Here is a 26,094-nt window from a genome sequence, read left to right as displayed (position 1 = left end):
CCTATTGAACTCTGATACGCGGATTGAGGAACGCGTAGCCGACATCCGAGATGAGCTGCGTGATCAGCACGATGAACACCGAGACCAGTGAACAGCCAAGCAGCAGATCGATGTCGTTGTTGCCGGCGGCCTCGACCAGCGTGTAGCCAAAGCCCTGGTAGCGGAACATCACCTCGACGATGACGACGCCGGTAAGCAGCCAGGGAAATTGCAGCATGATGACGGTGAAGGGCGCAATCAGCGCATTGCGCAGCGCGTGCTTGACGACGACGCTGCCGAAGGAAAGCCCCTTCAGCCGGGCGGTGCGGATATATTGCTGCGTCATCACCTCGACCATCGAGGCGCGTGTCATGCGGGCGATGTAGCCGATGCCGTAGATCGCCAGCGTCATCACCGGCAGGGTGAAATTGTAGAAGGTGATGCCCTGGCTTGCCGAGGCGGCCGAACCGTTCAGCCAGCCGAGCCAGGAGGCGAAGATGACGGTGAAGATGACGCCGGACACATATTCGGGCGTCGCCGTCGACGCGATTGATGCGACGGACAGCGTTCGGTCCGTTCGCGAGCCCTCGCGCATGCCGGCCAGGATGCCGATCAGCAGCGAAATCGGCACCATCACCAACAGCACGCAGAGCATCAGGATACCGGTGGCGGCGAGTGCGGGGAAGAGCTTTGACGCAACGGAGGTTTTGAACTTGGTCGAGCAGCCGAAATCACCTTCCAGGATGCCGGAGAATTTCGGCTCCAGCGGATCGTTGCAGAAGGAGAAACGCTGCGTCGGCTTGCCGGTCGCCGGATCGGTCACCGGTTGCTTCGGGACGACGCCCAGCCATTGCCCGTAGCGCACGAAGAAGTTCTGCCGGTAGCCATGGTTGACCAGCCAGCTTTCGAGCTGTTCGGCCGATGTGTGCATTTCGGTCTGGCTGATCGCCAGCTTCTTCAAATTCGGCTCGAGGTTGATCAGGAAGAAGACGATCATCGTCAGGCACAGCATCGTCAATGCCATGGTGCCGAGACGCCTGATTACGAAAGAAAGCATGGCGGTCCCCTGCCGGTCTGGTTGGGGTTGGAGCCAGTTCGAAAAACCAGCTTTGCCGTTGCCGGCAGAGTTGGCCGTCAAATCGGCACTCGGATGCAATCAACCCAGTTTTATTGAACGGTCTTTCAGGAGAGTCCGCAACTTTTTGCTGCGGCGGCTTCCGGTTCTGGACCAAGCGAGGCGTGACGGGAAGGAGCGAAGCGCCCCTTCCCTGACGTTCCGATCACGCCTGGTCGAGCCAGACCTTGCCGTAGTCGCGCTCGAAGGTCGGATGCATCTTGTAATTCTGCACCGCCTTGACCGAGTGGCTGTAGAGCTTGCGCCAGTATGGCTGGATCATGATGCCGGAATCCTGCAGGATCTGCTCGATGTCCTTCATCATCTCCTTGCGCTTGGCCGCATCGGCAACGGCCAATGCTGCATTGAGCTTGGCATCCCATTCGGGGTTGGAATAGGCCGACTCGTTCCACGCCTCGCCGGTGCGGTAGCCGATCGCCAGAACCTGAACGCCGAGCGGGCGCATGTTCCAGTTGGTCATCGACAGCGGGTACTTGGTCCAGTCGTTCCAGAACGTCGAGCCCGGCAGCACCGTGCGCTTTACCTTGAGGCCGGCGTCGCGCATCTGCGCGGCGATGGCGTCGCCGGTATTCTTGTGCCAGTCTTCGTCGACCGTGATCAGCTCATGCTCGAAGTCGGCCTGGCCGGCTTCCGCCATCAGCGCCTTGGCCTTGGCCGGATCGCGAGCGACTTTGGGCAACTCGTAATATTCCGGGTGGATTTGGCAGACATGGTGGTTTTCAGCCACCGTGCCGGCATTTCCGTAGCCAAGCTGCAGAACGACATTGTTGTCGACCGCCAACTGCAGCGCGTTGCGCACTTTCTGATCGCCGTAAGGCTTGTTGTTGATGTTGGTGCGGCACACGATGGTCGAGGCGGTGACGATTTCGGACTTGACCAGGTCCAGTCCGTCGAGGATCGACACATAGTCGGCCGAGGTCTCGAAATTCGTATGGACTTCGCCGGCCTCGAAGGCACTGACCATGGCTGCCGGATCGGTGCCGTAGTCGACGAACTCGATGCCGTCGAGGAACACCTCGCCGTCCCACCACTTGTTGTCCTCGCGGCGCTTGTAGACCACCTTCTGGCCGACATCGTAGGAGACGAGCTCGAACGGGCCGGTACCGATCGGGCAGGCTTTGAAGTCGCCGCCCTTCTCGTCGAAGCTCTTGTGCACGATGAGGCCGGGATAGTCGCACATGTTCGGAATGAGCGCGATGTCAGCCTTGCCGAGCTTCAGCTTGACGGTGTGGTCGTCAACCTTGGTCACGGCGCTTTCGTCGAGCTTGTCGTCCTTGACCAGCGTGCCGAGACGGCCAGGCATGGAATTGCCCTCGGCCTTCTTGTCGGCCCAGCGCTTGAGATTGAAGATGACGTCATCGGCGGTGAAGGCATCGCCATTCGACCAGGTCACACCCTTGCGCACATGCAGCGTGTACTCGGTGGCGTCGTCGTTGACCTCCCAGCTCTCCAGAAGGTACGGGCGGAACGTGTATTCGCTGGTGTACTTGACCAGCGGCTCAAGCGCCTGACGCTCGGCATTGGCGATTTCCGACCAGTCGGCCTTGCGCGGATCCTTGGGATCCTTGACCCATTGCGCGACTTTAAGGATGCCGCCCTTCTTGCCCTGCACCACTTCGGCCCTGGCTTGGGTCGGCACGGCTACGCCGAGCATGCCGTAGGCCATCGCAGTCGACGCGCCGAACACGCTGGCCATGGCGAGGAACTCGCGGCGATCGACTTTGCCTGCCTTGGCTTCTTCGGCCATGGCCAGGATGTGATCGGGAACGCGATCGCCATTACTCTTGTAATTTGTCATACCTTAACTCCCATTGTTGGCTTTCCGCCTTTTAACATTCCGCATCCCTGCCGTGATGTCAAAGACGGCATGGCTACGGAACCTGTTAGGGAATGTGCAACTTTGAAAAGGGAGCGGTTCGCGTGATAACGACAGACTTGGCGCAAAAGTGCTAGCGCGCCCAGATTCCGCCGGAATCTGCTCAGGCGAGTAACTGATACATTTGGGCGGGTTGAGACAGCGCCAGTTCCGGCGGCGGTAAGGGCCAGGAACTCAATATTCCTTTTCGTAGAAGATGCCGCCCTTGGCCTCGCCGCCATCGTTGGCCTCGCCGCGCAGCTTGACGCCGCGTCCCACATTGAGGTCGATCGTCGCCTTGCCCGATCCTGGCCTGTCGCCTTTCTGGATCGTCACATAGGTGCGGTCATTGAGGTACTTGCCCGCCGACACGGCGGTGCCGCCCTGGTCATCGGTGGTCACATCCAGGTCATCGACGCCGATTGCACTGCGCAGGTTTTCGAGCAGCGAGGTCGAGCCGCCGACGCCGGCCAGTTGGCCGGCGGCCTCGGCCAGCTGCGCGATCTGAAGCGGCGACAGGTTCGACATAGAGCGGCCGAAAATCAGCTGCGCCAGCACCTCGTCCTCGGGCAGCGCCGGCACCGAGGAGAAGTCGAATTTCGGATTGGTGGCTTCGCCCGAGACGACGATGGTGACGGTGGCGCTGGTCGTGGTCGATGTCGCGGTCAAGTTGAGGTAGGGCACCAGCGAGCCCGAAAAGCCGACCGTGCCTTCGGTAAAGGTCAGCCGCTTGCCGAGGATCGACAGCCGCCCACGCTGCAAGGTGAAGGTGCCGACCGCCTGCGGCGAAGCCGCCGGGCCGGTCAGCCTCAGCGAACCGCCAAACTCGGCATCGACGCCCCTGCCCTGGATGAAGATCTGGTTCGGCGCATTGACCGTGACGTCGAGGACAAGCCCACTGCCGCCGCCACCGCTGGCCGCCGCCGGTCGCAAGGCCTTGTCCTGCGCCCGCACGGAGGCGGGCGCGTTCTTGTGCTTGACACCGAGCGCTGCCAGCGAGCCCGGCAGCTTATCGGGAACGGTGATGACGGTCTTGGCCAGGTTGACGGTGCCCGAAATCACCGGCGCCGAGGTGAGCGGCCCCTTGATGGTCAGGTCGCCGCCGAGATTGGCTGTCACCACCCTGCCGTCGGTATAGCGGCCGTCAACCAGCTTGATCGACAAATCGGCTGGGAAACCTTGCGCCGGATTGATGCCGAGGGTGCCGGAGGCCGACAGGCTCCCGCGTGTCGACAGCGTGCCGGTCAGCCGGTTGATCCGGGCAACGCCGTTGCCGATCGAAATGTCGGCGGCAATGTCGTTGACGGCAAGGCCGGAACGCGCGTCGACCAGGCGGGCGCCCGACGTGCTGACCGTGCCGCCGATCACCGGCGACGCCGCCGGGCCGCGCATCTGGATATTGACGTTGGCGGTGCCGCTGAGCGACAGCCCTTGCGCCGCAAGCTTGGCGGCCAGGAAGGAAAATGGCACCTTGCCGTTGAAGTCGAGCACCAGCGCTGGTGTGCCGGCCGTCGTCACCGTACCGCCGCCCTTGAGGCCAAGCCCGGCGCCGTCGCTGATGTCGGCGTTGAAGGTGAGCTTCTTGCCGGCGAATGTTCCCGACGAAGAGATATTCATGCCGCCAAGACCGGCGCTGCGCGTCTGCGAGGTCTGCACCCCGCCGGCATCGATATCGAAAGCGACAGTCGGATTGCCCGGCGCGCCGGTTACCTTGACTGTTCCCGAAATCGAACCGGCGGCCTGGAGGCCCGGCGAAAAACTGTTGGCGAGTGAGGCCGGCACCTTCGACAGCGCGGCGCTGATGTCGAGTGCCTGCCCGACCTTGCCGGTCACCGTCGCCGTGCCGCCACCGAGATTGAGCACCAGCTTGTCCAGCGTCGTGGTGCCGTTGGCGATGCTGACGGTCGAGGCCTGGGCGATGGCCGCCTTGATGCCCTGCACCGTGGCCTGGCCGGAAGCGAGTTCGATGGTGGTGGTGCCGCCAGCCACCTTTACCCTGCCCCCAGCCTTCGCCGGAATGCCCTTGACGGTGGCGCCGCCGGAAAACCCGGTCCAGTCGCCGTCGCGCTTCAAATCGAAATCGATGCCGCTGATGGCGGTCCCGCCGGAAATGACGCTGTCGGCGCGAATTTTGCCCGAGATGACCGGCGCGGCGAGATAGTTGGCGACCAGCGCATCGATCGACACCGTCTTCGCCTGCAGGTCGCCGCGCGTGATCGAAGCGGTCGCAGCCTTGACGGCGACGTTCGGGCCATCCGCGGTCTTGGAGAATGCAATAGTGCCGCGCACGTCGCCTTCGGCCTTTTCCAGTGCCAGCGCCGCCAGCGGCCCGATATCCGGCAGGTCGAGCGCGATGGTGCCGACCGGCACGAAAGCCTCGTCGAGCGCAAGGTCGCCGGAAATCCTGTTCTTGCCGAGCGACAGCAGCAGTCCGTTGATGGCGCTCTTGCCGTCGGCCGTCGCCAGCACCGCGCTGCCTTGCAGCGCCTGCCCCGCGACATTGCCGGTCAGTTGCACATTGGCCGCCGGATTGGCGGCGTCGGCCTTGCCGGTGGCGGTCAGCTTCAACCCGGTGATTTCGCGTTCCGCCACCAGCAGCCGGTCGCTGTTGACCGTCAGCGACAGATCCGGCGCCAGGCTAGGCCCCTGCGCGTTGAGTGCAAAGCTGATCGCGCCTTTGGCATCTTTCGATAACAGCGAGATGTCGGCCAGTGCACCCTTGACATCTGCGCTGAGCTTGTTGTCGGCGAGACTGGCCTGGCCGTCCGCGGTCAGTGCGCCCGACGCCAGCTTGACCGGATTGACGCTGACATTGCCATTGCCATCTCGCTTCAGCATGGCGCTGAGCTGCGTGCGCTCTGCCAGCACGCTGCGCGCCGCCGCCGGCAACGCCGCCGACAGCACGTCGGCGTTGAGGTTGAGGTCGATTGCTCCATCGGCAAAGCCGACACGGCCATTGAAGGCGCTGCCCAGCGCATCGGCCTGCACCGAGCCGCTGTCGATGGTGATCGCGTCCGCCGCCAGGGTGCCGGCGATCTTGGCGGTGATCTTGCCGGCGATCAGCGGCGCGATGGTCGGATTGTCCAGACCGATCTTGTCCGCCGTCACCGTGCCCGAGATCGGACCGGTTCGGCTTCTCACATCGAACGCATCGGAATGCAGCGCAAGCGCAATGCCCTCGACCTTGGCGTCATCCGTCGCCACCGAAGGCAGTACCGCCGAGATGTTGAGCTTGGCTTGCGCAGCCTGCCCGGCCGCCTTCACCGACAGCGCCTGCAATTCGAGCTTGATCGGGCTTTCCGCGCTGCCCAGCGTCAACGGCAGGCTCGGACCGGACGATGTCAGATCGAGCGCGAAATCGCTGGCGCCGTTCGGGTTGACGGTGCCGGCTGCCTTGCCGGAGATTTTTTGGCCCGACAGCGTCGCCTGATCCAGCACGATGCCGCCGGCCGTCGAATAGCTGCCGGCCGCATCGACATCGAGCGGTCCGAGCCCGGCCTGACGGGTCTGGCTGGTCTCGGCGCCGGCCAGTTTTGCATTAAAGCGAATGTCGGGATTTGCTGACGGCCCGGTGATTTGCGCCGTGCCGTCGAGCGTGCCCGCGGCATCGAGGCCGGGCGAAAAGCCATTGGCAAGCGCAGCCGGCAGCGCCGAGAAGGTCGCCGCCAGATCGAGCGTCTGGCCCGCCGTGCCCGACAGCGTCACCGAGCCGCCGCCGAGATCGACTACCAGCCTTTGAATGTTGGTTATGCCATCGGCAATGGTCAGGCTCGACGGCTCGGCGATCGCCACCTTGATGCCGCGCACCGTCGCCTCGCCGGACGCGATCTCGACGCTGGTCGTGCCGCCGGCAATCTTCGCCCGCCCGGCAGCTGTCGCCGGAATGCCTGATATGGTTGCGCCGCCGGTGAAATTCGTCCAGTCGCCGTCACGCTTGAGGTCAACGCCGATGCCGCTGACGACGGTCGTTCCCGAGGTCACGCTGTCGGCCTTGATCGTGCCGGAGATCGCCGGGCTGTTGAGATAGTTGGCGATCAGTGCGCTGACGGTGACTGCCTTGGCTGCCACATCGCCGCGCGCGATCGACACGCTGGCTGCATTGATGGCGACGGTGGGAGCCTCGCCGTCTTTGGCGAACACCACCGTGCCGCCGATATCGCCGGCCGCCGTCTGCCCGGCCAGCGACGCCAGCGGCGCGATATCGGGCGCGGAGATCGTCAGAGTCCCCAGCGGCAGGAATTTTTCATCGAGCGTGAGGTCGCCCGACACCTTGTTGTCGCCCAGCGCTACGCTGAGCCCCTTGATGGAGCGCTTGCCATCGCTCGTCACCAGCGCCGCCTTGATGGCGAGCGGCTGTTCGTCGACCGCGCCGGTCAGCGAGACATCTGCGGCCGGGCTCACAATATCGGCCTTGCCCGATGCGGTCAGCTTGATGTCCTTGACGGTGCGGCCGGAGGCCGTCAGGCTGGCACTGTCGGCCGAAACCGAGAAATCCGGTGCGTTGCGCGCGCCGCTTGCCGTCAGCGCGAAATCGACCCCGCCGGCGACCGGCACGCCGACCAGCGAAGACAGCACCGAGACGTCGCCGAGCTTGCCCTTGATGTCGGCCTGGATATCGCTGCCTTGCGCGCTGGCGGTGCCGCTGGCGCTCAGCGAACCGGAAGTGAGTTCGATCGAGTTGGCGGCGAAAGAGCCCTGCGGATCGCGCGTCGCGGTCGCCGAGAATTTGACCCGTTCGCCAAGCAGCGAACTGATCTGCGGCGGCAGCGCCGTCGACACAGCATCCGCATTCATCTTCAGCGTCATGGCGAGATCGGCCAGCGTCACCTTAGCCGTCAGCCCGGCATTGAGAGCATCGCTGCGCAGCGTGCCTTCGTCGAGCGAAATCTCGTCCCTGCTGATCGAACCGGCAAGAGAGGCCGTCAGCTTGCCGGTCACCAGCGGCGCCAGCGTCGCGACGTCGGTCTTCAGCCCGGCCGCCGCCAGCGACACGCTGACCGGGCCGCTGCGGTTCTCGAAGTCGAAACCGTCGGAATGGATCTTCGCATCGAGATTGTTCACCTGAGAGCCGCCCGCCACCACCGAGACCAGTGAAGCGCTGGCGTCAATCATCGGCGCCTTGCCGTCACCGAAGGCGCGCGCGGTCACATTGTTGATGGCCACCATGATCGGCTGCGCCTGGGTACCGACATTGACCGTGACCGGCTTGGCTTTGGCCACGAGTTCGACCGAAAGGTCGCTGGCGCCGTTGGGGTCGACCATGCCGGCAGCGGTACCATGAACTGCGTCGCTCTCGATTGCAGCGCGCTCGATGTCGACGCCGCCGGCTGCGGTCGCGGTGCCGGCGAGGTCGAAACTGGTCTTGCCGGCAAACAGCGACTTGAACCGTTCCGGCAGGAAGCCTTCGAACGAACCGTCGCCCTTGGCCTCGATCCGGTTGCCCTTGTCGGTCAGCTGGTGCCGGCCGGTGAGCTGGGTAACGATCTGCCCATCGACCATGAAGGTGCCGACGCCGCTCCAGTTGGCCAGCGGCCCGGTGCCCGAGACGACGATGTTGACCGGCGGCGCGCTGGGTAGCTTGAGCAGGTTGGCGATGATGCCGCCGGCCGGCTCGGAAGCCTTGAGATCGAGGTCAAGCTTGTTTTCATCCGGCGCGAAGTGGATGTTGGCGTCGACATTGCCTTGCTTGCCGTCATGGCGGGTAACGTTGAGCACCGTCTGGATCGCCAGCGGCGACGCATCGACCTTGGCCGATCCCTTGGCCGCAAGTTCGGCAATGCCGCTGCCGGCAAGTTGCTGGCCGAGCGCGATCTCCGGCAAATCGATCGCTCTGATATCAAGCGAAACCGGCAGGCCGCCCGACCCGCTCTGGCTCGGCTCGGTGCTCGTCACAGGCAGCCGTGCCAGTTCTATCCGTTCGGCCGCTATGCGGTCGGCGCTGAAATTCTTCGACAACAGCGCCAGCGGCGACCAGTCGACAGCCACCTTGCGGGCCACCAGCCAGGCGCCCTCGCGGTCTTCCAGCACGACATGGTCGACCGTCAGCGCGCCGGACCAGATACCGTTAATGCCGCTGACCGTGACTTTGCTGTCCCCTGACGAGGCCATGTCAGAGATGATGCCGGCGAGATTTTCGCGGCCGCGCTCGGTCTTGGTCAGCACGACCAGCGCGCCGATGCCCGCCGCCGCCACGATCAGCAGCGTGTAGAAAAACAGGCGAAGGATGCGTTTCAAAATCTTCATCGTCAGAACGCCTGTCCGATCCCGGCATAGATGCCGAAACGCGGGTCGCCACGGTCGCGGTTGAGCGGCACGGCGGCGTCGATGCGCAGCGGCCCGAACGGCGTGATGTAGCGCAGGCCAACGCCCGCGCCGACCTTCACGTCGGAAAAGTCCGGCGTCGCTGTGGTCGAGACAGTGCCGGCGTCGACGAACGGCACGATGCCGATCGTGTCGGTCAGAGCAATGCGCATTTCGACCGATGTTTCGAAGAAGGAAAGCCCGCCGATCGGCTGATTGTCGATGTCCTTCGGTCCGATGCCCTGATAGGCATAGCCCCGCACCGAGCCGCCACCGCCGGAATAGAAGCGCCTGTCGGCTGGAACGTTCTGAAGGCCGGTGCCGACGATCGAACCCAGCGCGACGCGTTCGGCAAGCACGAATTTCGAGGCGGTGTCGAGCGATTGATAGGCCGAGCCCTCGCCCCTGAGCTTGAGGAAGGCGGCGCCGCTCAGAATGTCGTAGCTCGGTTCGGCATAGGCCAGAACCCTGAAGCCGCTGGTCGGATTGAGCCGGTTGTCCCTGTTGTCATAGACATATTGCAGCGGAATGCTGGCGATCAGGTATTTGTGCTTGCCGAAGGCGTCGGTGATCCTGGAATAGTCGAGCGCGATTTCAGCCGAAACCGTCTGCTTCTTGTCGATCTCATAGGACAGGCCGGTGCTGCCCTTGACCGAGAAATGGTCGTAGGCGTCTGGATGTTCGAGCACGGTCTTGACGCTGGCGATGAATTTCGAGGCCGGCCCGACCACGCCGGGCTTCTCGAACATGATGCCGGCATTGTAGTTGAGCTCGCTGAGATCGTTGCTGCCGATGCCGCTGATCTTGCCCTCGATGCGCAGTTTTTCGGCCCGGCCGAACAGATTTCGGTGGCCCCAATAGCCTTCCAGGCCTAGCCCTTCGGTGTTGGAGAAAGTGCCGCCGACGCCGAAATAGCGCGGTTTGCGCTCGCTGACCTGGACGCCGATCGGAATGTTGCCGTCCGCGTCGAGACTGTCGGCTTCCTTCAGCGTCACGCTGTTGAACACTTCGAGCCTCAGCAGCCGGTCGCGGGCATCGTCGATCTCGTCAGGCGAATATCGCCGGCCGCGTTTCAGCCCGGTCATATATTCGGTGAACTCGCGATCGACCTTCTCGGTGCCATCGACGGTGGTGTCGCCATAGCCGGCAACCGGCCCGGCGGCCACCGTCAGCGTCACGTCGAGCGTCGAGGTGGTGTGCTCGGCCACGACCTGCCTGTCGGTGATCCGGGCAAGCGGCCGGCCCTCCTGCTTCAGCGCCCGCACGATCAGCGCCTCGGCCTTGAGCACGGCGCCCGAGCCGGCATCGCCGCCGGCTATCAGGCCGAAATCGGCGCTCGCCAGCCCGGCGGCATCGCCCTCCAGCCTGATATTGCCGAGTGTGAATTTGGGCCCGCTGGCGATGCTGACCACCACCGGGATCGGCTGCGGACCAGTGAATTCGGCATCAGGCGGCAAATCGTCGAGCGCCTTGCCCTGGATGGTGATGGTGACGACGCCTTCATAGCGGGCGTCGGCATAAAGCGCGGCGACCAGCTGTTCGCGGTCGCTACGCGCCTTTGCCAAAAGGCCGAGCGAGCCGGAAACCGGGCGGTCCTCGTCGGATTTCAGCGACGAGGCGTTTTCGAGCTTCTTGACCAGGTCATTGTCGGCATCGGGCGCTTCGATGGTCACCGCATAGCGCAGCGGGTCGACGATATCGGCGTCTTCGTCATTCGAAGAGCCCCACAATTTGATGCCGAAGAGCTCGAAGGCGGCCGCCGACCCCGATTCGGCAACGAGCACGCTCGAGCACGCCAACGCCACAATCAGCGCGCGCGAAAGCGTGCGCCGTGGCGCACTTACCTTCGACATCTGCGCTTCATACGCCGGCATCAGGACAACCTAGGTTACAAAACTAAAATTGGAATGAAGTTTTGAAGCGCTCGTAAAGGGGCCACAATCCAATTGTCTGAAATAGGCAGGGCTTGGAATTCACACCTTCTGCGTTTTCGCAAGAAAGCGTGATCCCTTTCCCCTGGATGAACTATCGGCATACCGGTCATTGGCCGGTTTGGGAACCGTTGGCGGGCGGAAACCTGCCCGTCCTCGTGTTGACAAGCTTGACTGAAGCTTGAACATGCCGCGGACGTAGCAGTGTCTGGAGGGTGTTATGGCAATGCGCGCGGCGGCTCGTGGTCTGTCGATCTTGATTCTTCTCATTTTCGCCTGGGGGTCTGTAGCGCAAGCGGCCGAAGCCCGCCGGGTGGTGACCTCAAATAATTCCGACTATTTCGGCTTCGATCTCAGATCGGACCAGAATGTCAGCCTCGATCAGTGCAAGACGACATGCCTCGGCGACCCGGCCTGCCGCGCCTTTACTTACAACAACAAGGCCAAATGGTGCTTCCTAAAATCCGACTATAACCAGTTGAAACCCTTCAGCGGCGCGGTCGCGGGCAAGGTCGTCAATGTCGATGGCGACCCCGATATCGGCGCCCCGCCGGAACTCGCCTTTTTCCCCAACTGGATGGCCGACCAGGCCCAGCAATACCGCAACAAGCTGACCGATCCGGCCTATGACAAGCCGACCGACGGGCTGGAATCACTCCGCGCCGCCGCCGAACAGGCTGCACTGACCGGCGACCATGGCCAAGCCATGAACAAATACGAGGCCGCGGTCTCGGTCCTGCCTGACGACGGCCAGCTTTGGCTCGGTCTGGCGCGTGAAACGCTTGCCATACAGCCGGCCAGCGGCACCTCCGAATCCTACAATCTGCCGGTCAAAGGCACCTCCGCCGCCATCAACGCCTACAAGTTGCTGCGCACCACCAAGACCCGCGCCGAAGTGCTGGCGCTGCTCGGCAACGGCCTCGACCGCCGCGATCTCTACCGTCCAGCCCTGCAGGCTTATGAAGCCAGCCTCGCGCTGGTCAGTTCGCCGGCGGTCAAGGCCGAATATGAGGATCTCAAGGCCCGCAAGGGCTTCCGCGTCATCGATCACTCGATCGACGCCGACACCAGCGCGCCGCGCATTTGCGCGCAGTTTTCCGAGGAGCTTGTCAAGACCGGCGTCGACTACGCCCAGTTCGTCACCGTCGACAACCAGCCGCCCAAGGGCGTCGAGGCAAAGGACAAGCAGATCTGCGTCGAAGGCCTGGAGCACGGCCAACATTACGAAGTGACCTTCCGCGCCGGCCTGCCGGCCGCCATTGGCGAGGTCACCGCCGCTCCGGTCGTGCTGTCGATCTATGTGCAGGACCGCGCGCCGTCCGCCCGCTTCACCGGCGACAGCTTCGTGCTGCCCGCCGGCGCCCGCCGCGGCATCCCGGTCGTCACCGTCAACATGAATGCCGCGCAGATGAAGCTCTACCGCATCGGCGATCGTTCGCTGGCGCAGCTTCTGTCCGGCTATCAGTTCCTGAAGCAGCTCGACGGCTATGATATCTCCAGCATTTCCGACCAGATGGGTGAGCCGGTCTGGCAGGGCCAGCTCGACATCGCCAACGACCTCAACAAGGACGTCACGACGTCGTTCCCGGTCGACGAAGCTTTGCCGCAGCGCAAGCCCGGCGTCTACGTGCTGACCGCGCAAGCGGTAAATGAAAATGACGAGGACAATTACAATTCGCTTGCCACGCAGTGGTTCGTCGTCTCCGACATCGGCCTGTCGACCTATACCGGCCAGGATGGCCTCAATGTCTTTGCCCGCTCGCTCGGAACCGCCAAGCCGATCGCCGGCGCCGAACTGACGCTGCTGGCCAGGAACAATGAAATCCTCGGCACAGCCACGTCCGACGCCGAAGGCCACGCTGTCTTCAACCCCGGCCTGACGCGCGGCGACGGCGGCATGGTGCCGGCCGTTCTGATGGCCAAGCAGGGCGACAACGATTTCGTCTTCCTCGACATGGGCCGCGCCGGCTTCGATTTGTCCGATCGCGGCGTCGCCGGACGCGCCGCACCGGGCGCGCTCGATGTCTATGCCTGGACCGAACGCGGCATCTACCGCGCCGGCGAGGATGTGCATGTCGCAGCCCTTGCCCGCGACGGCGCCTCCAAAGCGGTGGAAAACCTGCCGCTGACCTTCATCTTCGCCCGTCCCGACGGCGTCGAGAACCGCCGCATCGTTGCCGATGGCGTCTCGGCCGGCGGCTATGCCGTCGACCTGCCGCTGGAAGCCAACGCCATGCGCGGCACCTGGACGGTGTCGATCTATACCGATCCCAAGCAGGCGGCCGTTTCCAGCCAGATGTTCCTGGTCGAAGACTTCGTGCCGGATCGCATCGAGTTCGACATGAAGTCCGACAAGCAGGAGATCGCCCAGGGCGAAACCGCCAACATCGACATTGACGGCCGCTTCCTCTATGGCGCGCCGGCCGCCGGCCTCGCGCTCGAAGGCGAGCTGACGCTGTCGACGGCGCGCGACTGGGACCGTTTCGCCGGCTATTCGTTCGGCCTTGCCGACGAGCAGTCGGCCGAGCCTTCGGTCACCCCGTTCACCGGTCTGCCGGTGGTCGGCGACGACGGCAAGGCGACCTTCCCGGTCACGGTCGACCAATTGCCCGCGACCACCAAGCTGGTCGACGCCAAGGTCACGGTTCGCATGCGCGAAACCGGCGGCCGCGCCATCGAGCGCTCGCTCAACATCGGCATCCGCCCGCAAGGCCACATGATCGGCATTCGTCCGGATTTCGCCGACAATGAGGTGCCGCAGGGCGGCACCGCCAAATTCAGCCTCATCGCGGTCGATCCCGACGGCAAGCGCGAGACGCTGAAGGGCGCGCAGTGGTCGCTGGTCAAGGTCGAACGCAATTACCAGTGGTATCGCAACAACAACTCGTGGAACTACGAACCGGTCACCTTCACCAAGTCGATCGCCAACGGCCAGGTCGATCTCAGCGCCGATGCCGAGGCGACCGTGACGATGCCGGTCGACTGGGGCCAGTACCGGCTCGAGATCGAGACTGCCGATCCCGAGGGCCCGGCGACCAGCTATGAGTTCGACGCCGGCTGGTATGTCTCCTCGACCTCCACCGAAACGCCTGACGGGCTCGAGATCGCTCTCGACAAGGACAGCTATGCCGTCGGCGACGTGGCCAAGCTGAAAGTGTCGCCGCATTTTGCCGGCGAACTGCTGGTCACCATCGGCGCCGACAAGCTGCTCAAGACCGTCACGGCAACCGTGCCGGCCGGCGGCAGCACGGTCGAGATCCCGGTCGGTGACGACTGGGGCGCCGGCGCCTACATCACCGCAACCCTGTTCCGGCCCGGCGATGCGCAGGAAACCCGCATGCCGGCGCGCGCCATCGGCGTAAAATGGCTGACGGTCGACCCAGGCTCGAAAAAGCTCGCCGTCACCCTGACGCCGCCGGACAAGACGATGCCGCGCCAGCAGCTGTCGATCCCGGTTTCGGTCGCCGGCGTAGCGCCGGGCAGCAATGCCTATGTCACGGTCGCTGCCGTCGATGTCGGCATTTTGAACCTCACCAACTACAAGGCGCCGGATCCGGAGGGCTGGTATTTCGGCCAGCGCATGCTCGGGCTCGAAGTCCGCGACATCTATGGCCGTCTCATCGACGGCTCGCTCGGCACCACCGGCAAGCTCAGGACCGGCGGCGACGGCGCCTCGATGCAGCCGCAAGGCAGTCCCCCGACCGAAAAGCTGGTCGCCTTCTTCTCCGGCCCGGTCCAGCTCGACGCCGACGGCAAGGCAAGGATCGACTTCGACATCCCGCAGTTCAACGGCACCGTGCGCGTCATGGCCGTCGCCTGGACCAAGGAGGCCGTCGGCCATGCCACGACCGATGTCATCGTGCGCGATCCGGTGGTGATCACCGCCGGCCTGCCCCGCTTCCTGGCGCCTGGAGATGCAGCTATCATGCGGCTCGACGTCGCCGACACCGACGGTCCGGAGGGCGACTATGCCCTGTCGATCGCCACGACCGGCGACCTCTCGACCGGCGACAAGCCCTTGCCCGAAAAGCTGACGCTGGCCAAGGGCAAGCGCCAGACGCTGACCGTGCCGCTGATTGCACAGACGGCGGGCAATGCCTCGATCACCATCAAGCTCGCCCATGGCGACGGCACCGCCGTCGAGCAGACGCTGTATGTTCCGGTGCGTCCGGCGCAATTGCCGGTCACCACCCGTCTGGTCGTCGACCTCAAGGGCAATGGCGGCTCGCTGCGCGTCGACAAGGAGCTGCTCGCGGCAAGCCTGCTCGACGGCGCCTCGATCAGCGTCGGCGTTTCGCAGGCTGCCGCATTCGACGTGCCGTCGCTGCTGATGACGCTCGACCGCTACCCCTATGGTTGCGCCGAGCAGACCACCAGCCGCGCCATGCCGCTTCTCTACGTCAACGATCTGGCGTCCGGCGTCGGCATGCAAAGCGATCCCGAACTGCACGACCTCGTTCAGGCGGCCATCTACAAGGTGCTGAGCTACCAGGCTTCGGCCGGCAGCTTCGGCCTGTGGGGTCCGGGCTCTGGCGATCTGTGGCTTGACTCTTACGTCACCGACTTCCTGACCCGGGCGCGCGAGCAGAACTACGACGTGCCGGCGCTGGCGATGAGCCAGGCGCTGAGCAATCTGCAAAACTCGGTCGGTTACGACCAGGACGTCCAGGATCGCGGCAGCGAAATCGCCTACGCGCTCTATGTTCTGGCCCGCAACAAGAAGGCCTCGGTCGGCGATCTGCGCTACTACGCCAACACCAAGCTCGAAGCCTTCTCGAGCCCGATGGCTGTCGCCCAGTTGGCGGCGAGCCTGGCGCTCTACGGCGACTCGCAACGTTCGGAAGCAACCTTCCAGACGGCGCTGCAGCTGGCCAAGTCGACCACCGAGTACGACTACTACCGGTCCGACTATGGCTCACGGCTGCGTGATGGCGCCGCAATCCTGGCGCTCGCCGCCGAATCGAAGCCGGCGCCTACCATCGTGCCGGAGCTGATCCGGCTGGTGGCAAGGGAACGCGCCGATGCCCGCTGGACCAGCACGCAGGACGAGTCCTGGATGCTTCTGGCGGCCCGCGCGCTGAAGTCGGGCAACGACTCGATCACGCTGTCGGTCAACGGCGCGCCGCATGCAGGTGGATATTCCAACCACCTCAGCGGCAACGACATTGCCGACAGCCCGCTGACCATCGCCAACACCGGCGCCACGCCGCTGCAGGCGGTCGTCACCACGGTCGCCTCGCCGGTAGAGCCCTTGCCGGCCGGCGGCGACGGCTTCACCATCGACCGCACCTACTACAAGCTCGATGGCACCGAAGCCAACGTCACCGAGGCGACGCAGAACGAACGCTACGTGGTCGTGCTCAAGGTTTACGAGCAGAACCGCTGGCCTTCGCGCCTGCTGATCACCGACCTGTTGCCGGCCGGCTTCGAGATCGACAATCCGGGCCTTGTCTCCAGCGCCCAATTGTCGAACTTCACCTGGCTGGCGCAAACGGACGCAGCCCATCTCGAATTCCGCGACGACCGTTTCGTCGCGGCATTCAATCCCAATGATGGCGATGGCGACCGCAACATCATGCTGGCCTACGTCGTGCGTGCGGTAACGCCGGGCACCTATGCCCATCCGGCAGCCACGGTGGAGGACATGTACCGGCCGCAATATTCGGCCCGCACCGCCACCGGCATGATGGAGATCAAGGCGCCGTAAGGCGCCTTGACGAAGATGAACACGCCGATGTCCGCGACCATCTCCTTCTCCCCGCTATGCGGAGAGAAGGAGCCGGCAGGCGGATGAAGGGCACCACCATGCTCTCCAGAAAATTTCTCCGTCGAACAGGCATCGCCGCCGCCTCCCTCGTCGGCTTTGCGGCGATCGCTGCCGCTTCTCTCTGGAAACTCGACCGCGCTTTTCCGCCGCCGCTGCCCGAAAGGCTCACCGTCTCCACCGAGGTCCAGGACCGCGACGGCCAGCTGTTGCGCGCCTTCGCCACGCCGGACGGTTACTGGCGGCTCGACACTCATCTCGATCAGGTCGACAAGCAGTTCGTCGACATGCTGGTCACCTATGAAGACAAGCGTTTCTGGGACCATGAGGGCGTAGATGTGCTGGCGCTTGCGCGCGCCGCCGGCCAGTTCGCCACCAGCGGCCATATCGTCTCCGGCGGCTCGACTTTGTCGATGCAGCTTGCCCGGCTGATCGAGCCCCGCGAAAGCCGCAGCCTCGGCTCGAAAATCAAGCAGATGCTGCGTGCCATCCAGATCGAGCGGCGGCTGTCCAAGCAGGAGATACTCGAACGCTACCTGACCTTGGCGCCCTATGGCGGCAATCTCGAAGGTGTGCGCGCCGCCTCGCTCGCCTATTTCGGCAAAGAGCCGAAGCGGCTGACGGTCTCGGAAGCAGCACTGCTCGTCGCCTTGCCGCAATTGCCGGAAAAGCGCCGGCCCGACCGCAATCTCACCATCGCTCATGCCGCCCGCGACCGCGTGCTGACCCGCATGGTTTCGGCAGGCCTGCTTGGCGAGCGCGAGGCCGCGCGCGCCGCCCTCGACGACGTCCCGGGCCTGCGCCGCAAATTGCCGGCGCTGGCGCCGCACGCCGCCTACGCCATGCTGCCCAAGGCCGTGCCCGGCAAGCCACTGCAGCTTACGATCCGCAAAAGCGTCCAGCAAGGGCTGGAACAGGTGGCGCGCGATGCCGCGATCAAGCTTGGCCCGCGCCTGTCGGTCGCCATGGTGATGGCGGACGCGCGCACCGGCGACATTCTTGGCGAAGTCGGCTCGGCCGATTTCTTCGATGCCAGCCGCTCCGGCTGGATCGACATGACCAGGATCGTGCGTTCGCCCGGTTCGACGCTGAAGCCGTTCATCTATGGCCTCGCCTTCGAGCAAGGGCTGGTGGCGCAGGAAATGCTGATCGAGGACAGTCCGGTCGATTTCGGCGGCTACCGGCCAAAGAATTTCGACATGGGCTATCAGGGGGATGTCTCGATCCGCCAGGCGCTGCAGCTGTCGCTCAACGTTCCGGCGATCCGCGTGCTCGACTCGGTCGGCCCGGCACGGCTGATGGCGCGCTTCCGCCAGACCGGCGTCAGCCCCGTGCTACCGGTCAACGAGGCGCCGGGCCTCGCCATCGGCCTCGGAGGCGTCGGCGTGACGCTGCGCGATCTCGTCCAGCTCTATACCGGCCTGGCCAATGGCGGCAAGGCAAACACGCTGCATGACGGCACCGAGCCGGCCAACGCCGAGCGCGCCACCGCCACCATCCTCGACGCCCAGGCGAACTGGCAGATCACCGACATATTGTCGGGCGTAAAGCCGCCTGAGGGCGCCTTGCAGCGCGGCATCGCCTACAAGACCGGCACGTCCTACGGCTATCGCGATGCCTGGTCGGTCGGCTTCGACGGCCGCTACGTGCTGGGTGTGTGGGTCGGCCGCGCCGATGCCGGTGCGGTGCCCGGCCTGTCCGGCTATGTCTCGGCCGCCCCCATCCTGTTCGAGGGCTTCGTCCGTTCAGGCCTCACCGCCGTCCCGTTGCCCAGCCAGCCGGCCGGCGTCGTCAAGGCCAGGCGCGAAGACCTGCCGGTGACATTGGCGCGCTTCGGCGCCGGCGCCGACGGACTGGTGCAGGCAGGCCCGACGGAACCGGCGCCAACGATCATTTTCCCGCCCAACGGCGCCCGCGTCGATCTCGCCACCAATTCCGCCGAGGCCTCGCCGCTGGTGCTGAAACTGCAAGGCGGCCGCGCGCCGTTCCGCTGGCTGGCCAATGGCAAGCCGCTCGTCGGCATCGACCGCCGCCGCACTGCGACCTGGCTGCCCGACGGCGCCGGCTATTCGACGCTCACCGTCATTGACGCCGTGGGACGCGCGGCAAGCGTGAAGGTGTTCGTTGAATAGATGGCGCCAAGCGATTCAGGGGATTGGGCTTCTTCGCCCGAGACCCGGCGCGAGGCACCCCCCTCTGGCCTGCCGGCCATCTCCCCCGCAAGGAGGGAGATTGGCAGCTTCGGCGCCGCGCTCATTCAGCAACGTTGAAAATTGGCGAAAGCCGCAGCGACATCTGATCTCCCCCCTTGCGGGGGAGATGGCCGGCAGGCCAGAGGGGGGTGTGCCGAAGCGCTTGCATCGAGGATTGGCCTTAGCCGTATCCATGTTGGTTTCGACTTGCTCCCCCGCCTCCGCCGATCCCCTGCCCGCCGGCTTTGTCCGCCTGGCCGACGTCGATCCCTCGATCCGCCAGGACATCCGCTATGCCGGCCTGGAAAATTTCCTGCATCGCAAGGCCGATGGCTACGACGCCCCAGTCTGCATCCTCACGAAGCAAGCTGCGCAAACGCTGTCCGGCGTGCAGAAAGCGCTCGCCGCCGACGGCCTGACGCTGGTCGTATTCGACTGCTACCGCCCGGCCCGCGCCGTTGCCGACATGGGCAAATGGACCAGAGAGGGCGGCCCGCCCGATCCGCAATGGTACCCTCAGGTGCAGCGCGGCGACCTCATCGCCAAGGGCTATATCGGCGAATTGTCCACCCATTCGCGCGGCTCGACCGTCGATGTCGCCATCGCCCGCAGCGACGGCAAGAACAAGTCATCCGCCGCTTGCGGCGCGGCCGGCGCCGGCACGCTCGATTTCGGCACCAGCTTCGACTGTTTCGACCCGGCGAGCGAAACCGCCCATCGCCCATTGGCGGCAGAAGCAGCGGCAAACCGCAAAAAGCTGCTCGACGCCATGCGCGCCGGCGGCTTCAAGAATTATGCGCGCGAGTGGTGGCACTACACGCTTCGGGATGAGCCGTTTCCAAAACTGCGCTTCGATTTTCCCATCACTGCGGGCTGAAGTGCCCGGTGCTACAGCGAGCCTTCCCTCGCTCGGCCTTGCTTCTGCGCTGTCAGCTCCTAGATAGCGTCAAACCGGCCGGATTCGGGTTAGACCAATATGAGGAAAATATTTCCTTCCGAAACCCAATATCGGCGAAAATTTCCTTCGAGCGGACAAAAAATGCAACGTTGAATGCATCTAATTTCTATCAATTCGATAGAGTTCAGCCGTCATCAACGGAGGCGGAAATGACCAAACCTCATTTCAAGAAACTGCTCGGCGCACTGGTCGCCACATCGATCCAGTTCGGCACGCTCGGTTTCGCGTTTGCCGATACGACCATTCTGAACGTGTCCTACGACCCGACACGCGAACTCTACAAGGCCTATGACGAAGCCTTCGTCGCACACTGGAAGGCCGAGACCGGCGAGACGGTTACCATCCAGCAATCGCATGGCGGATCGGGCGCCCAGGCCCGCGCCGTGATCGACGGCCTCGATGCCGATGTGGTCACGCTGGCGCTGGAGGGCGACATCAACGCCATCGTCACCAAGTCGAAGAAGATCAATCCGGACTGGCGCAAGAAATTCGAAAACAATTCGGCGCCTTACACCTCGACCATCATCTTCCTGGTCCGCAAGGGCAACCCGAAGGGCATCCACGACTGGAGCGATCTGGTCAAGGACGGCGTCCAGGTGATCACGCCGAACCCCAAGACCTCCGGCGGTGCCCGCTGGAACTACCTTGCCGCCTGGGCCTATGCCAACGCCAATGATGGCGGCGACGAAGCCAAGAACAAGGAATTCGTCGGCAAGCTCTACGCCAATGCTCCGGTGCTCGACACCGGTGCGCGCGGCTCGACGGTCACCTTCGCGCAAAAGGGCATCGGCGACGTGCTGATCGGCTGGGAAAACGACGCCTATCTGGCGCTCAATGAATTCGGAGCCGACAATTTCGAGATCGTCTATCCCCCGACCTCGATCCTGGCCGAGCCGCCGGTGGCGATCGTCGACGCCAATGTCGATGCCAAGGGCACCCGCAAGGTCGCCGAAGCCTATCTCGGCTGGCTCTATTCCAAGGAAGCCCAGACGATCATCGCCAAGAACCACTATCGTCCGGCCAAGCCCGAGCTGGTGGATGCGGCTGACATTCCGAAGACGCCCGAAATCAAGCTGATCTCCATCGACGATCCGCTTTTTGGCGGCTGGAAGAAGGCACAGCCTTATCATTTCGGCGATGGTGGTATATTCGACCAGATCTACAAGCCGGCCCAGTAGGATTTAGATCAGGACGACATGACCATAGCACCCGCCAAGGCGGGGTGGCGATTCAGACAGCCGAGTGTCATTCCGGGTTTCGGATTGACGCTCGGCTTCTCGCTTGCCTACCTCACGCTCATCATCCTCATTCCCCTGTCGGGCCTGATCTGGCGCTCGGCAGCCCTCGGCTGGACCGATTTCTGGGCGATCGCCACCGACCGCCGGACCATCAACGCACTCGAAATCAGCTTCGGCACAGCCTTCATCGCAGCCGCCGTCAACGTCGTCTTCGGCACGCTCGTCGCCTGGGTGCTGGTGCGCTACCGCTTCCCCGGCCGCCGCGTCGTCGACGCCATGGTCGACCTGCCCTTCGCGCTGCCGACCGCGGTCGCGGGCATTGCGCTGACCACTCTTTATGCGCCCAATGGCTGGATCGGCCATCTCCTGGCGCCGCTCGGCATCAAGGTCGCCTACACGCCGCTCGGCATTGTCGTGGCGCTTGTCTTCATCGGCCTGCCGTTCGTCGTGCGCACCGTGCAGCCGATCATGGAGGAGATCGACAAGGAAGTGGAGGAGGCCGCCGCGACGCTCGGCGCCAACCGCTTCCAGATCATCACCCGCATCCTGTTTCCGGGCCTGGCGCCGGCCATCATCACCGGCTTTTCGCTCGCCTTCGCGCGCGGGGTCGGCGAATACGGCTCGGTCATCTTCATCGCGGGCAACCTGCCCTACAAGTCGGAGATCGCACCGCTTCTGATCGTCATCCGGCTTGAGGAATATAATTATCCGGCGGCGACCGCGATCGCGGCGATCATGCTTTTGCTGTCGTTCGTGATGCTGCTGGTCATCAACCTCGCTCAGTCCTGGAGCCGCAAGCGCTATGGCTGACCCAGAGATCAAATCCTACGAACCGCATCACGAGAGCCGGTCGGCGGCGGTGACCGAAAGCCGGCCGGTGCGGCTGCTGCTGATGGCGGTGGCCTTCGCCTTCCTCGCCGTCTTCCTGCTGCTGCCGCTGATCATCGTCTTCCACGAGGCGCTGGCGAAAGGCATTGGCGCCTACGCGGAATCGCTGTCCAATCCCGATACGCGCTCGGCGATCCGGCTGACGCTGCTGGTGGCGGTGATCGCCGTGCCGCTCAACGTCGTCTTCGGCATTTCGGCTGCCTGGGCGATCGCCAAGTTCGAGTTCAAGGGCAAGGCTTTTCTAACCACGCTGATCGACCTGCCCTTCTCGGTCTCGCCGGTCATTTCCGGCCTGGTCTATGTGCTTTTGTTTGGCGCTCAGGGACTGTTCGGTGAATGGCTGAAGGCGCACGGCATCCAGATCTTGTTCGCCGTGCCCGGCATCGTGCTCGCGACCATCTTCGTCACCTTCCCCTTCGTTGCCCGCGAACTGATCCCGCTGATGCAGGAACAGGGCAACGGCGACGAGGAAGCCGCGCTCTCTCTGGGCGCCAATGGCTGGCAGACCTTCTGGTACGTGACGCTGCCCAACGTCAAATGGGGATTGCTCTACGGCGTGCTTTTATGCAACGCCCGCTCGATGGGCGAATTCGGCGCGGTCTCGGTCGTGTCGGGCCACATACGCGGGCTGACCAACACCATGCCGTTGCATGTCGAAATCCTCTACAACGAGTACAACGCCGTCGGCGCGTTTGCCGTCGCTTCGCTGCTTGCCGGCCTGGCGCTGGTCACGCTGGTCTTGAAAACACTTCTAGAGATGCGCTACGGCGCCGAGATCGCCGCGACGCGCGGGCACTGACTAAATGCATGTCGCCCAAGACTGGGAACCGGTTTTGCGACAACGGCATGCACCAAATTACTGAGGGATCTACATGGAAGTTCGCGTTGCCAACGTACGCAAGGAGTTTGACCGGTTTCCGGCCCTCCATGACGTATCGCTTGACATCAAGTCGGGTGAGCTGATCGCGCTGCTTGGGCCATCCGGCTCCGGCAAGACGACGCTGCTGAGGCTTATCGCCGGCCTGGAGCGGCCGACGCGCGGAAAGATCTTCTTCGGCGACGAGGACGCCTCGCACCGCTCGATCCAGGAGCGCAATGTCGGCTTCGTCTTCCAGCACTATGCGCTCTTCCGGCACATGACGGTCGCCGACAATATAGGCTTCGGCCTCAAGGTCCGGCATGGACCGTCGCGACCACCGGCGGCCGAAATCCGCCGACGCGCCTCCGAACTGCTCGATCTCGTTCAGCTTTCCGGCCTGGAAAGGCGCTATCCGGCGCAACTTTCCGGTGGCCAGCGCCAGCGCGTGGCGCTCGCCCGGGCCATGGCCATCGAGCCCAAGGTGCTGTTGCTCGACGAGCCGTTCGGCGCGCTCGATGCGCAGGTGCGCCGGGAACTCCGCCGCTGGCTGCGCGAGATCCATGACCGTACCGGCCACACCACCGTCTTCGTCACCCACGACCAGGAAGAGGCGCTCGAGCTTGCCGACCGCGTCGTGGTGATGAGCCAGGGCCGCATCGAGCAGGTCGGCTCCGCCGACGAGATCTACGACACGCCGAACTCGCCCTTCGTCTACTCCTTCATCGGCGAATCGAGCATGCTGCCGGTCAAGGTTGAGAATGGCGAGATCTGGCTCGCCGACCGTCCGATCGGCGTGTCGGCGCCGCACGCAGCCGAGGGCGATGCGACGCTGTATTTCCGCCCGCACGATATCGAACTGCTCGACGGCTGCAGCGGCTGCATCGCCGGCACGGTCGCCGCCAGCCGCCGCGTCGCCGGCACAAGACGCGTCGAACTGGAAATCGGCGGCGAGCGCCAGCGCGTCGAGATCGAACTGCCTGTGGACCATCCTGCGGCGCAGAAGAGCCGGGTGGCGTTCAGGCCGAGGCGCTGGAAGCTTTTCCCGGCGGCATAGACATCGATCCGGCGCTACTCCAGCCAGTTCTCGACCGTCAGGCCCTTGATCCGACGGAACTCAGCGGTGTTGGCCGTCACCAGTGTCGTCCCCAACACACAGGCATGGGCAGCAATGAAAAGATCATTGTGGCCGATTGGCTGGCCTCTGGCCTCCAGCTCGGCACGAAGTGCTCCGTATTCGTTATCCATCGGCACATCGAGCGGCAACACAGGAATCTCGGCGAGCAATTCCTCCACCTTGGCGAGCAGCTTGGCCGATCTCTTCCGGGCGCAGCCATAACGCAGCTCCGAGGCGACAACGATGCTGGTGCACAGGGCACCGTCTCCCGCGCGAACCGCCGTACTGGCAGCCTTGCCGGCAGGGTTTCGGATCATGTCGCTGAGAATGTTGGTGTCCAGCATGAACCGCATCAAAAGATATCCTCAGGCCCGACGGGCGCATCACGGATATCCGGAAAATCGTCTTCGGGGCCAAGCGGCGGCTCTTTCGCCCATTGGGCAAGGAGCGCGACGAGGCCGGGTTTGCGGACCGGCTCGATGATCAGCCGGTCGCCATCGCGGCTGATCAGGACCTTCTCGCCAGGCAGCTCGAATTCGACAGGAATGCGAACCGCCTGACTGCGGTTGTTGCGAAACAACTTCGCCTCCCTGGGCGGTGGTATTGAGTGACGGTGCTGCGGCATGGCAGCCTCCCCTGTCTGTTCCACTTGTATATGCCATTTGTATATGCCACTCGGCTTCGAATTGCAAACCACGGAAAACCCAACGCATCGGCATTTCGGCTGGAATGAAATTTCGCCGATAACCTGCTTCAGCCATTTCTTTTTCGCTGCAATGCCATACGTCTGCCCCGTGTGCCTCGCAGTACACCCTCCGGCCCGGCTATGTTCTGGCAACGCATTGCACATCGGAGCCTGTTTTCATGAAGCGTTTTTTGCTCAGCGTAGCCGCCGCCGGCCTGATCCTCGCCTCTTCGCAGGCCTGGTCGGCCGACAAATTGCTCAACGCTTCCTATGATGTCGGCCGCGAATTGTTCGCCCAGGTGAACAAGGCTTTCGTCGCCGGCCATGCGGGCGTCACCGTCGACCAATCGCACGCCGGCACCTCGGCGCAGGCGCGCGCCATTGCCGAAGGCCTCGGCGCCGATGTCGTCACCTTCAACCAGGTCACCGACATCGACTTTCTGGTCAAGAAAGGCCTCGTCTCCGCCGACTGGCAGAAGGATTTCCCCGACAACGCCTCGCCCTTCTATTCGCTCCCATCCTTTCTCGTCCGCGCGGGCAACCCCAAGCACATCAAGGACTGGAACGACCTCGTGCGCGACGACGTGCAGGTGATCTTCCCCAACCCCAAGACCTCGGGCAATGCGCGCTACACCTATCTGGCCGCAACCGCCTACGCCAAGGAAGCCTTCAAGGGCGACGACGCCAAGGTGAAGGAGTTCGTCACCAAGCTGTTCAACAACGTGCCGATCTTCGACACCGGCGGGCGCGCCGCCACCACCACCTTCGTGCAACGCGAGATCGGCGACGTGCTGATCACCTTCGAGTCGGAAACGCGCGGCATCCGCAAGGAGTATGGCAACGACAAGTTCGAACAGGTCACGCCAACGGTCAGCCTGCTCGCCGAATTCCCGGTGGCGATCGTCGACAAGGTCGCCGACGAGCACGGCAGCCGTGACCTCGCCAAGACCTATCTCGATTTCCTCTACACGCCCGAGGGCCAGACCATCGCGGCTGAAAATGGCCTGCGCGCCCGCAACGCTGAAGTCGCGGCAAAATACAAGGCCGACTTCCCCGATGTCCGCCTGCTGACTGTGGAAGACGTCTTCGGCGGCTGGGACAAGGTACAGAAGGAGCACTTCGCCGCCGGCGGTCTGCTCGACCAGACCTATGGCAGCCGCTGATATCAGCAGCGTTCGACCTCACCTCACAAGAAA

At 64.0% G+C, this 26,094-nt stretch carries 14 protein-coding genes; 8 read left to right on the top strand and 6 right to left on the bottom strand.

Annotated features, from left to right (window positions below):
* Nucleotide 1: 1 nt before the first annotated feature.
* From NKI10_RS03010 to NKI10_RS02995, 4 genes are all read right to left on the bottom strand, one after another.
* Nucleotides 2–1,036 carry an ABC transporter permease gene (locus NKI10_RS03010; protein WP_023668188.1) on the bottom strand — a complete coding sequence of 345 codons (1,035 nt, stop codon included), beginning with the start codon at nt 1,034–1,036 and terminating at the stop codon, nt 2–4.
* A gap of 223 nt (nt 1,037–1,259) precedes the next feature.
* Nucleotides 1,260–2,912 carry an ABC transporter substrate-binding protein gene (locus NKI10_RS03005; protein ID WP_352858563.1) on the bottom strand — a complete coding sequence of 551 codons (1,653 nt, stop codon included), beginning with the start codon at nt 2,910–2,912 and terminating at the stop codon, nt 1,260–1,262.
* A gap of 252 nt (nt 2,913–3,164) precedes the next feature.
* Complete coding sequence (locus NKI10_RS03000) at nt 3,165–9,212, bottom strand: translocation/assembly module TamB domain-containing protein (RefSeq protein ID WP_352858560.1); 6,048 nt, start codon at nt 9,210–9,212, stop codon at nt 3,165–3,167.
* A 2-nt stretch (nt 9,213–9,214) separates the two neighbouring features.
* A complete protein-coding gene (locus NKI10_RS02995; protein ID WP_352858557.1) occupies nt 9,215–11,143 on the bottom strand; it encodes an autotransporter assembly complex protein TamA in 1,929 nt (642 codons plus the stop codon).
* 277 nt (nt 11,144–11,420) lie between these two features.
* Here NKI10_RS02995 and NKI10_RS02990 point away from each other — a divergent pair, with 277 nt between their 5' ends.
* The 7 genes from NKI10_RS02990 to NKI10_RS02960 all read left to right on the top strand — a co-directional run bounded on the left by NKI10_RS02990 (nt 11,421) and on the right by NKI10_RS02960 (nt 24,153).
* The gene (locus NKI10_RS02990; RefSeq protein WP_352858554.1) at nt 11,421–16,907 is read left to right on the top strand and encodes an alpha-2-macroglobulin family protein; all 5,487 of its coding nucleotides are present in this window, start codon (nt 11,421–11,423) and stop codon (nt 16,905–16,907) included.
* Nucleotides 16,908–16,990: 83 nt separating this feature from the next.
* Entirely contained in the window at nt 16,991–19,096 is a 2,106-nt protein-coding gene (gene pbpC / locus NKI10_RS02985) for a penicillin-binding protein 1C (RefSeq protein ID WP_352858551.1), read from the top strand.
* A 253-nt stretch (nt 19,097–19,349) separates the two neighbouring features.
* Nucleotides 19,350–20,033: a M15 family metallopeptidase gene (locus NKI10_RS02980; protein ID WP_352858548.1), complete on the top strand. Its 684-nt coding sequence runs from the start codon at nt 19,350–19,352 to the stop codon at nt 20,031–20,033.
* 230 nt (nt 20,034–20,263) lie between these two features.
* Complete coding sequence (locus NKI10_RS02975; protein ID WP_023673082.1) at nt 20,264–21,292, top strand: sulfate ABC transporter substrate-binding protein; 1,029 nt, start codon at nt 20,264–20,266, stop codon at nt 21,290–21,292.
* Between the two features lie 18 nt (nt 21,293–21,310).
* Nucleotides 21,311–22,162, top strand: a complete 852-nt coding sequence (gene cysT / locus NKI10_RS02970; protein ID WP_023687973.1) for a sulfate ABC transporter permease subunit CysT — start codon at nt 21,311–21,313, stop codon at nt 22,160–22,162.
* Nucleotides 22,155–23,039, top strand: coding sequence for a sulfate ABC transporter permease subunit CysW (gene cysW / locus NKI10_RS02965; protein WP_023682211.1), 885 nt, complete (start codon nt 22,155–22,157; stop codon nt 23,037–23,039). Before cysT ends, cysW begins: the two co-directional genes overlap by 8 nt.
* A gap of 73 nt (nt 23,040–23,112) precedes the next feature.
* A complete protein-coding gene (locus tag NKI10_RS02960; RefSeq protein WP_352653011.1) occupies nt 23,113–24,153 on the top strand; it encodes a sulfate/molybdate ABC transporter ATP-binding protein in 1,041 nt (346 codons plus the stop codon).
* 14 nt (nt 24,154–24,167) lie between these two features.
* Here NKI10_RS02960 and NKI10_RS02955 read toward each other — a convergent pair whose 3' ends face one another.
* Complete coding sequence (locus tag NKI10_RS02955; RefSeq protein ID WP_352653012.1) at nt 24,168–24,566, bottom strand: type II toxin-antitoxin system VapC family toxin; 399 nt, start codon at nt 24,564–24,566, stop codon at nt 24,168–24,170.
* Nucleotides 24,566–24,838, bottom strand: a complete 273-nt coding sequence (locus NKI10_RS02950; RefSeq protein WP_352538903.1) for an antitoxin — start codon at nt 24,836–24,838, stop codon at nt 24,566–24,568. Before NKI10_RS02950 ends, NKI10_RS02955 begins: the two co-directional genes overlap by 1 nt.
* Nucleotides 24,839–25,077: 239 nt before the next feature.
* Between NKI10_RS02950 and NKI10_RS02945 the strand changes: the two genes are divergently transcribed.
* On the top strand, nt 25,078–26,061 hold the full coding sequence (locus NKI10_RS02945) for a sulfate ABC transporter substrate-binding protein (protein ID WP_352858543.1): 984 nt from the start codon (nt 25,078–25,080) through the stop codon (nt 26,059–26,061).
* Nucleotides 26,062–26,094 lie beyond the last annotated feature (33 nt).

This window comes from Mesorhizobium sp. M0802 (assembly GCF_040320115.1).
Taxonomy (GTDB): Bacteria; Pseudomonadota; Alphaproteobacteria; order Rhizobiales; family Rhizobiaceae; genus Mesorhizobium.
This window is presented reverse-complemented; position numbering and strand designations above follow the sequence as displayed.

Bases quoted from the DNA above. Each gene is read 5' to 3' on its own strand.
- NKI10_RS03010 (WP_023668188.1), bottom strand. From the start codon at position 1,036: ATGCTTTCTTTCGTAATCAGGCGTCTCGGCACCATGGCATTGACGATG.
- NKI10_RS03005 (WP_352858563.1), bottom strand. From the start codon at position 2,912: ATGACAAATTACAAGAGTAATGGCGATCGCGTTCCCGATCACATCCTG.
- NKI10_RS03000 (WP_352858560.1), bottom strand. From the start codon at position 9,212: ATGAAGATTTTGAAACGCATCCTTCGCCTGTTTTTCTACACGCTGCTG.
- NKI10_RS02995 (WP_352858557.1), bottom strand. From the start codon at position 11,143: ATGCCGGCGTATGAAGCGCAGATGTCGAAGGTAAGTGCGCCACGGCGC.
- NKI10_RS02990 (WP_352858554.1), top strand. From the start codon at position 11,421: ATGGCAATGCGCGCGGCGGCTCGTGGTCTGTCGATCTTGATTCTTCTC.
- pbpC (WP_352858551.1), top strand. From the start codon at position 16,991: ATGAAGGGCACCACCATGCTCTCCAGAAAATTTCTCCGTCGAACAGGC.
- NKI10_RS02980 (WP_352858548.1), top strand. From the start codon at position 19,350: ATGTTGGTTTCGACTTGCTCCCCCGCCTCCGCCGATCCCCTGCCCGCC.
- NKI10_RS02975 (WP_023673082.1), top strand. From the start codon at position 20,264: ATGACCAAACCTCATTTCAAGAAACTGCTCGGCGCACTGGTCGCCACA.
- cysT (WP_023687973.1), top strand. From the start codon at position 21,311: ATGACCATAGCACCCGCCAAGGCGGGGTGGCGATTCAGACAGCCGAGT.
- cysW (WP_023682211.1), top strand. From the start codon at position 22,155: ATGGCTGACCCAGAGATCAAATCCTACGAACCGCATCACGAGAGCCGG.
- NKI10_RS02960 (WP_352653011.1), top strand. From the start codon at position 23,113: ATGGAAGTTCGCGTTGCCAACGTACGCAAGGAGTTTGACCGGTTTCCG.
- NKI10_RS02955 (WP_352653012.1), bottom strand. From the start codon at position 24,566: ATGCGGTTCATGCTGGACACCAACATTCTCAGCGACATGATCCGAAAC.
- NKI10_RS02950 (WP_352538903.1), bottom strand. From the start codon at position 24,838: ATGCCGCAGCACCGTCACTCAATACCACCGCCCAGGGAGGCGAAGTTG.
- NKI10_RS02945 (WP_352858543.1), top strand. From the start codon at position 25,078: ATGAAGCGTTTTTTGCTCAGCGTAGCCGCCGCCGGCCTGATCCTCGCC.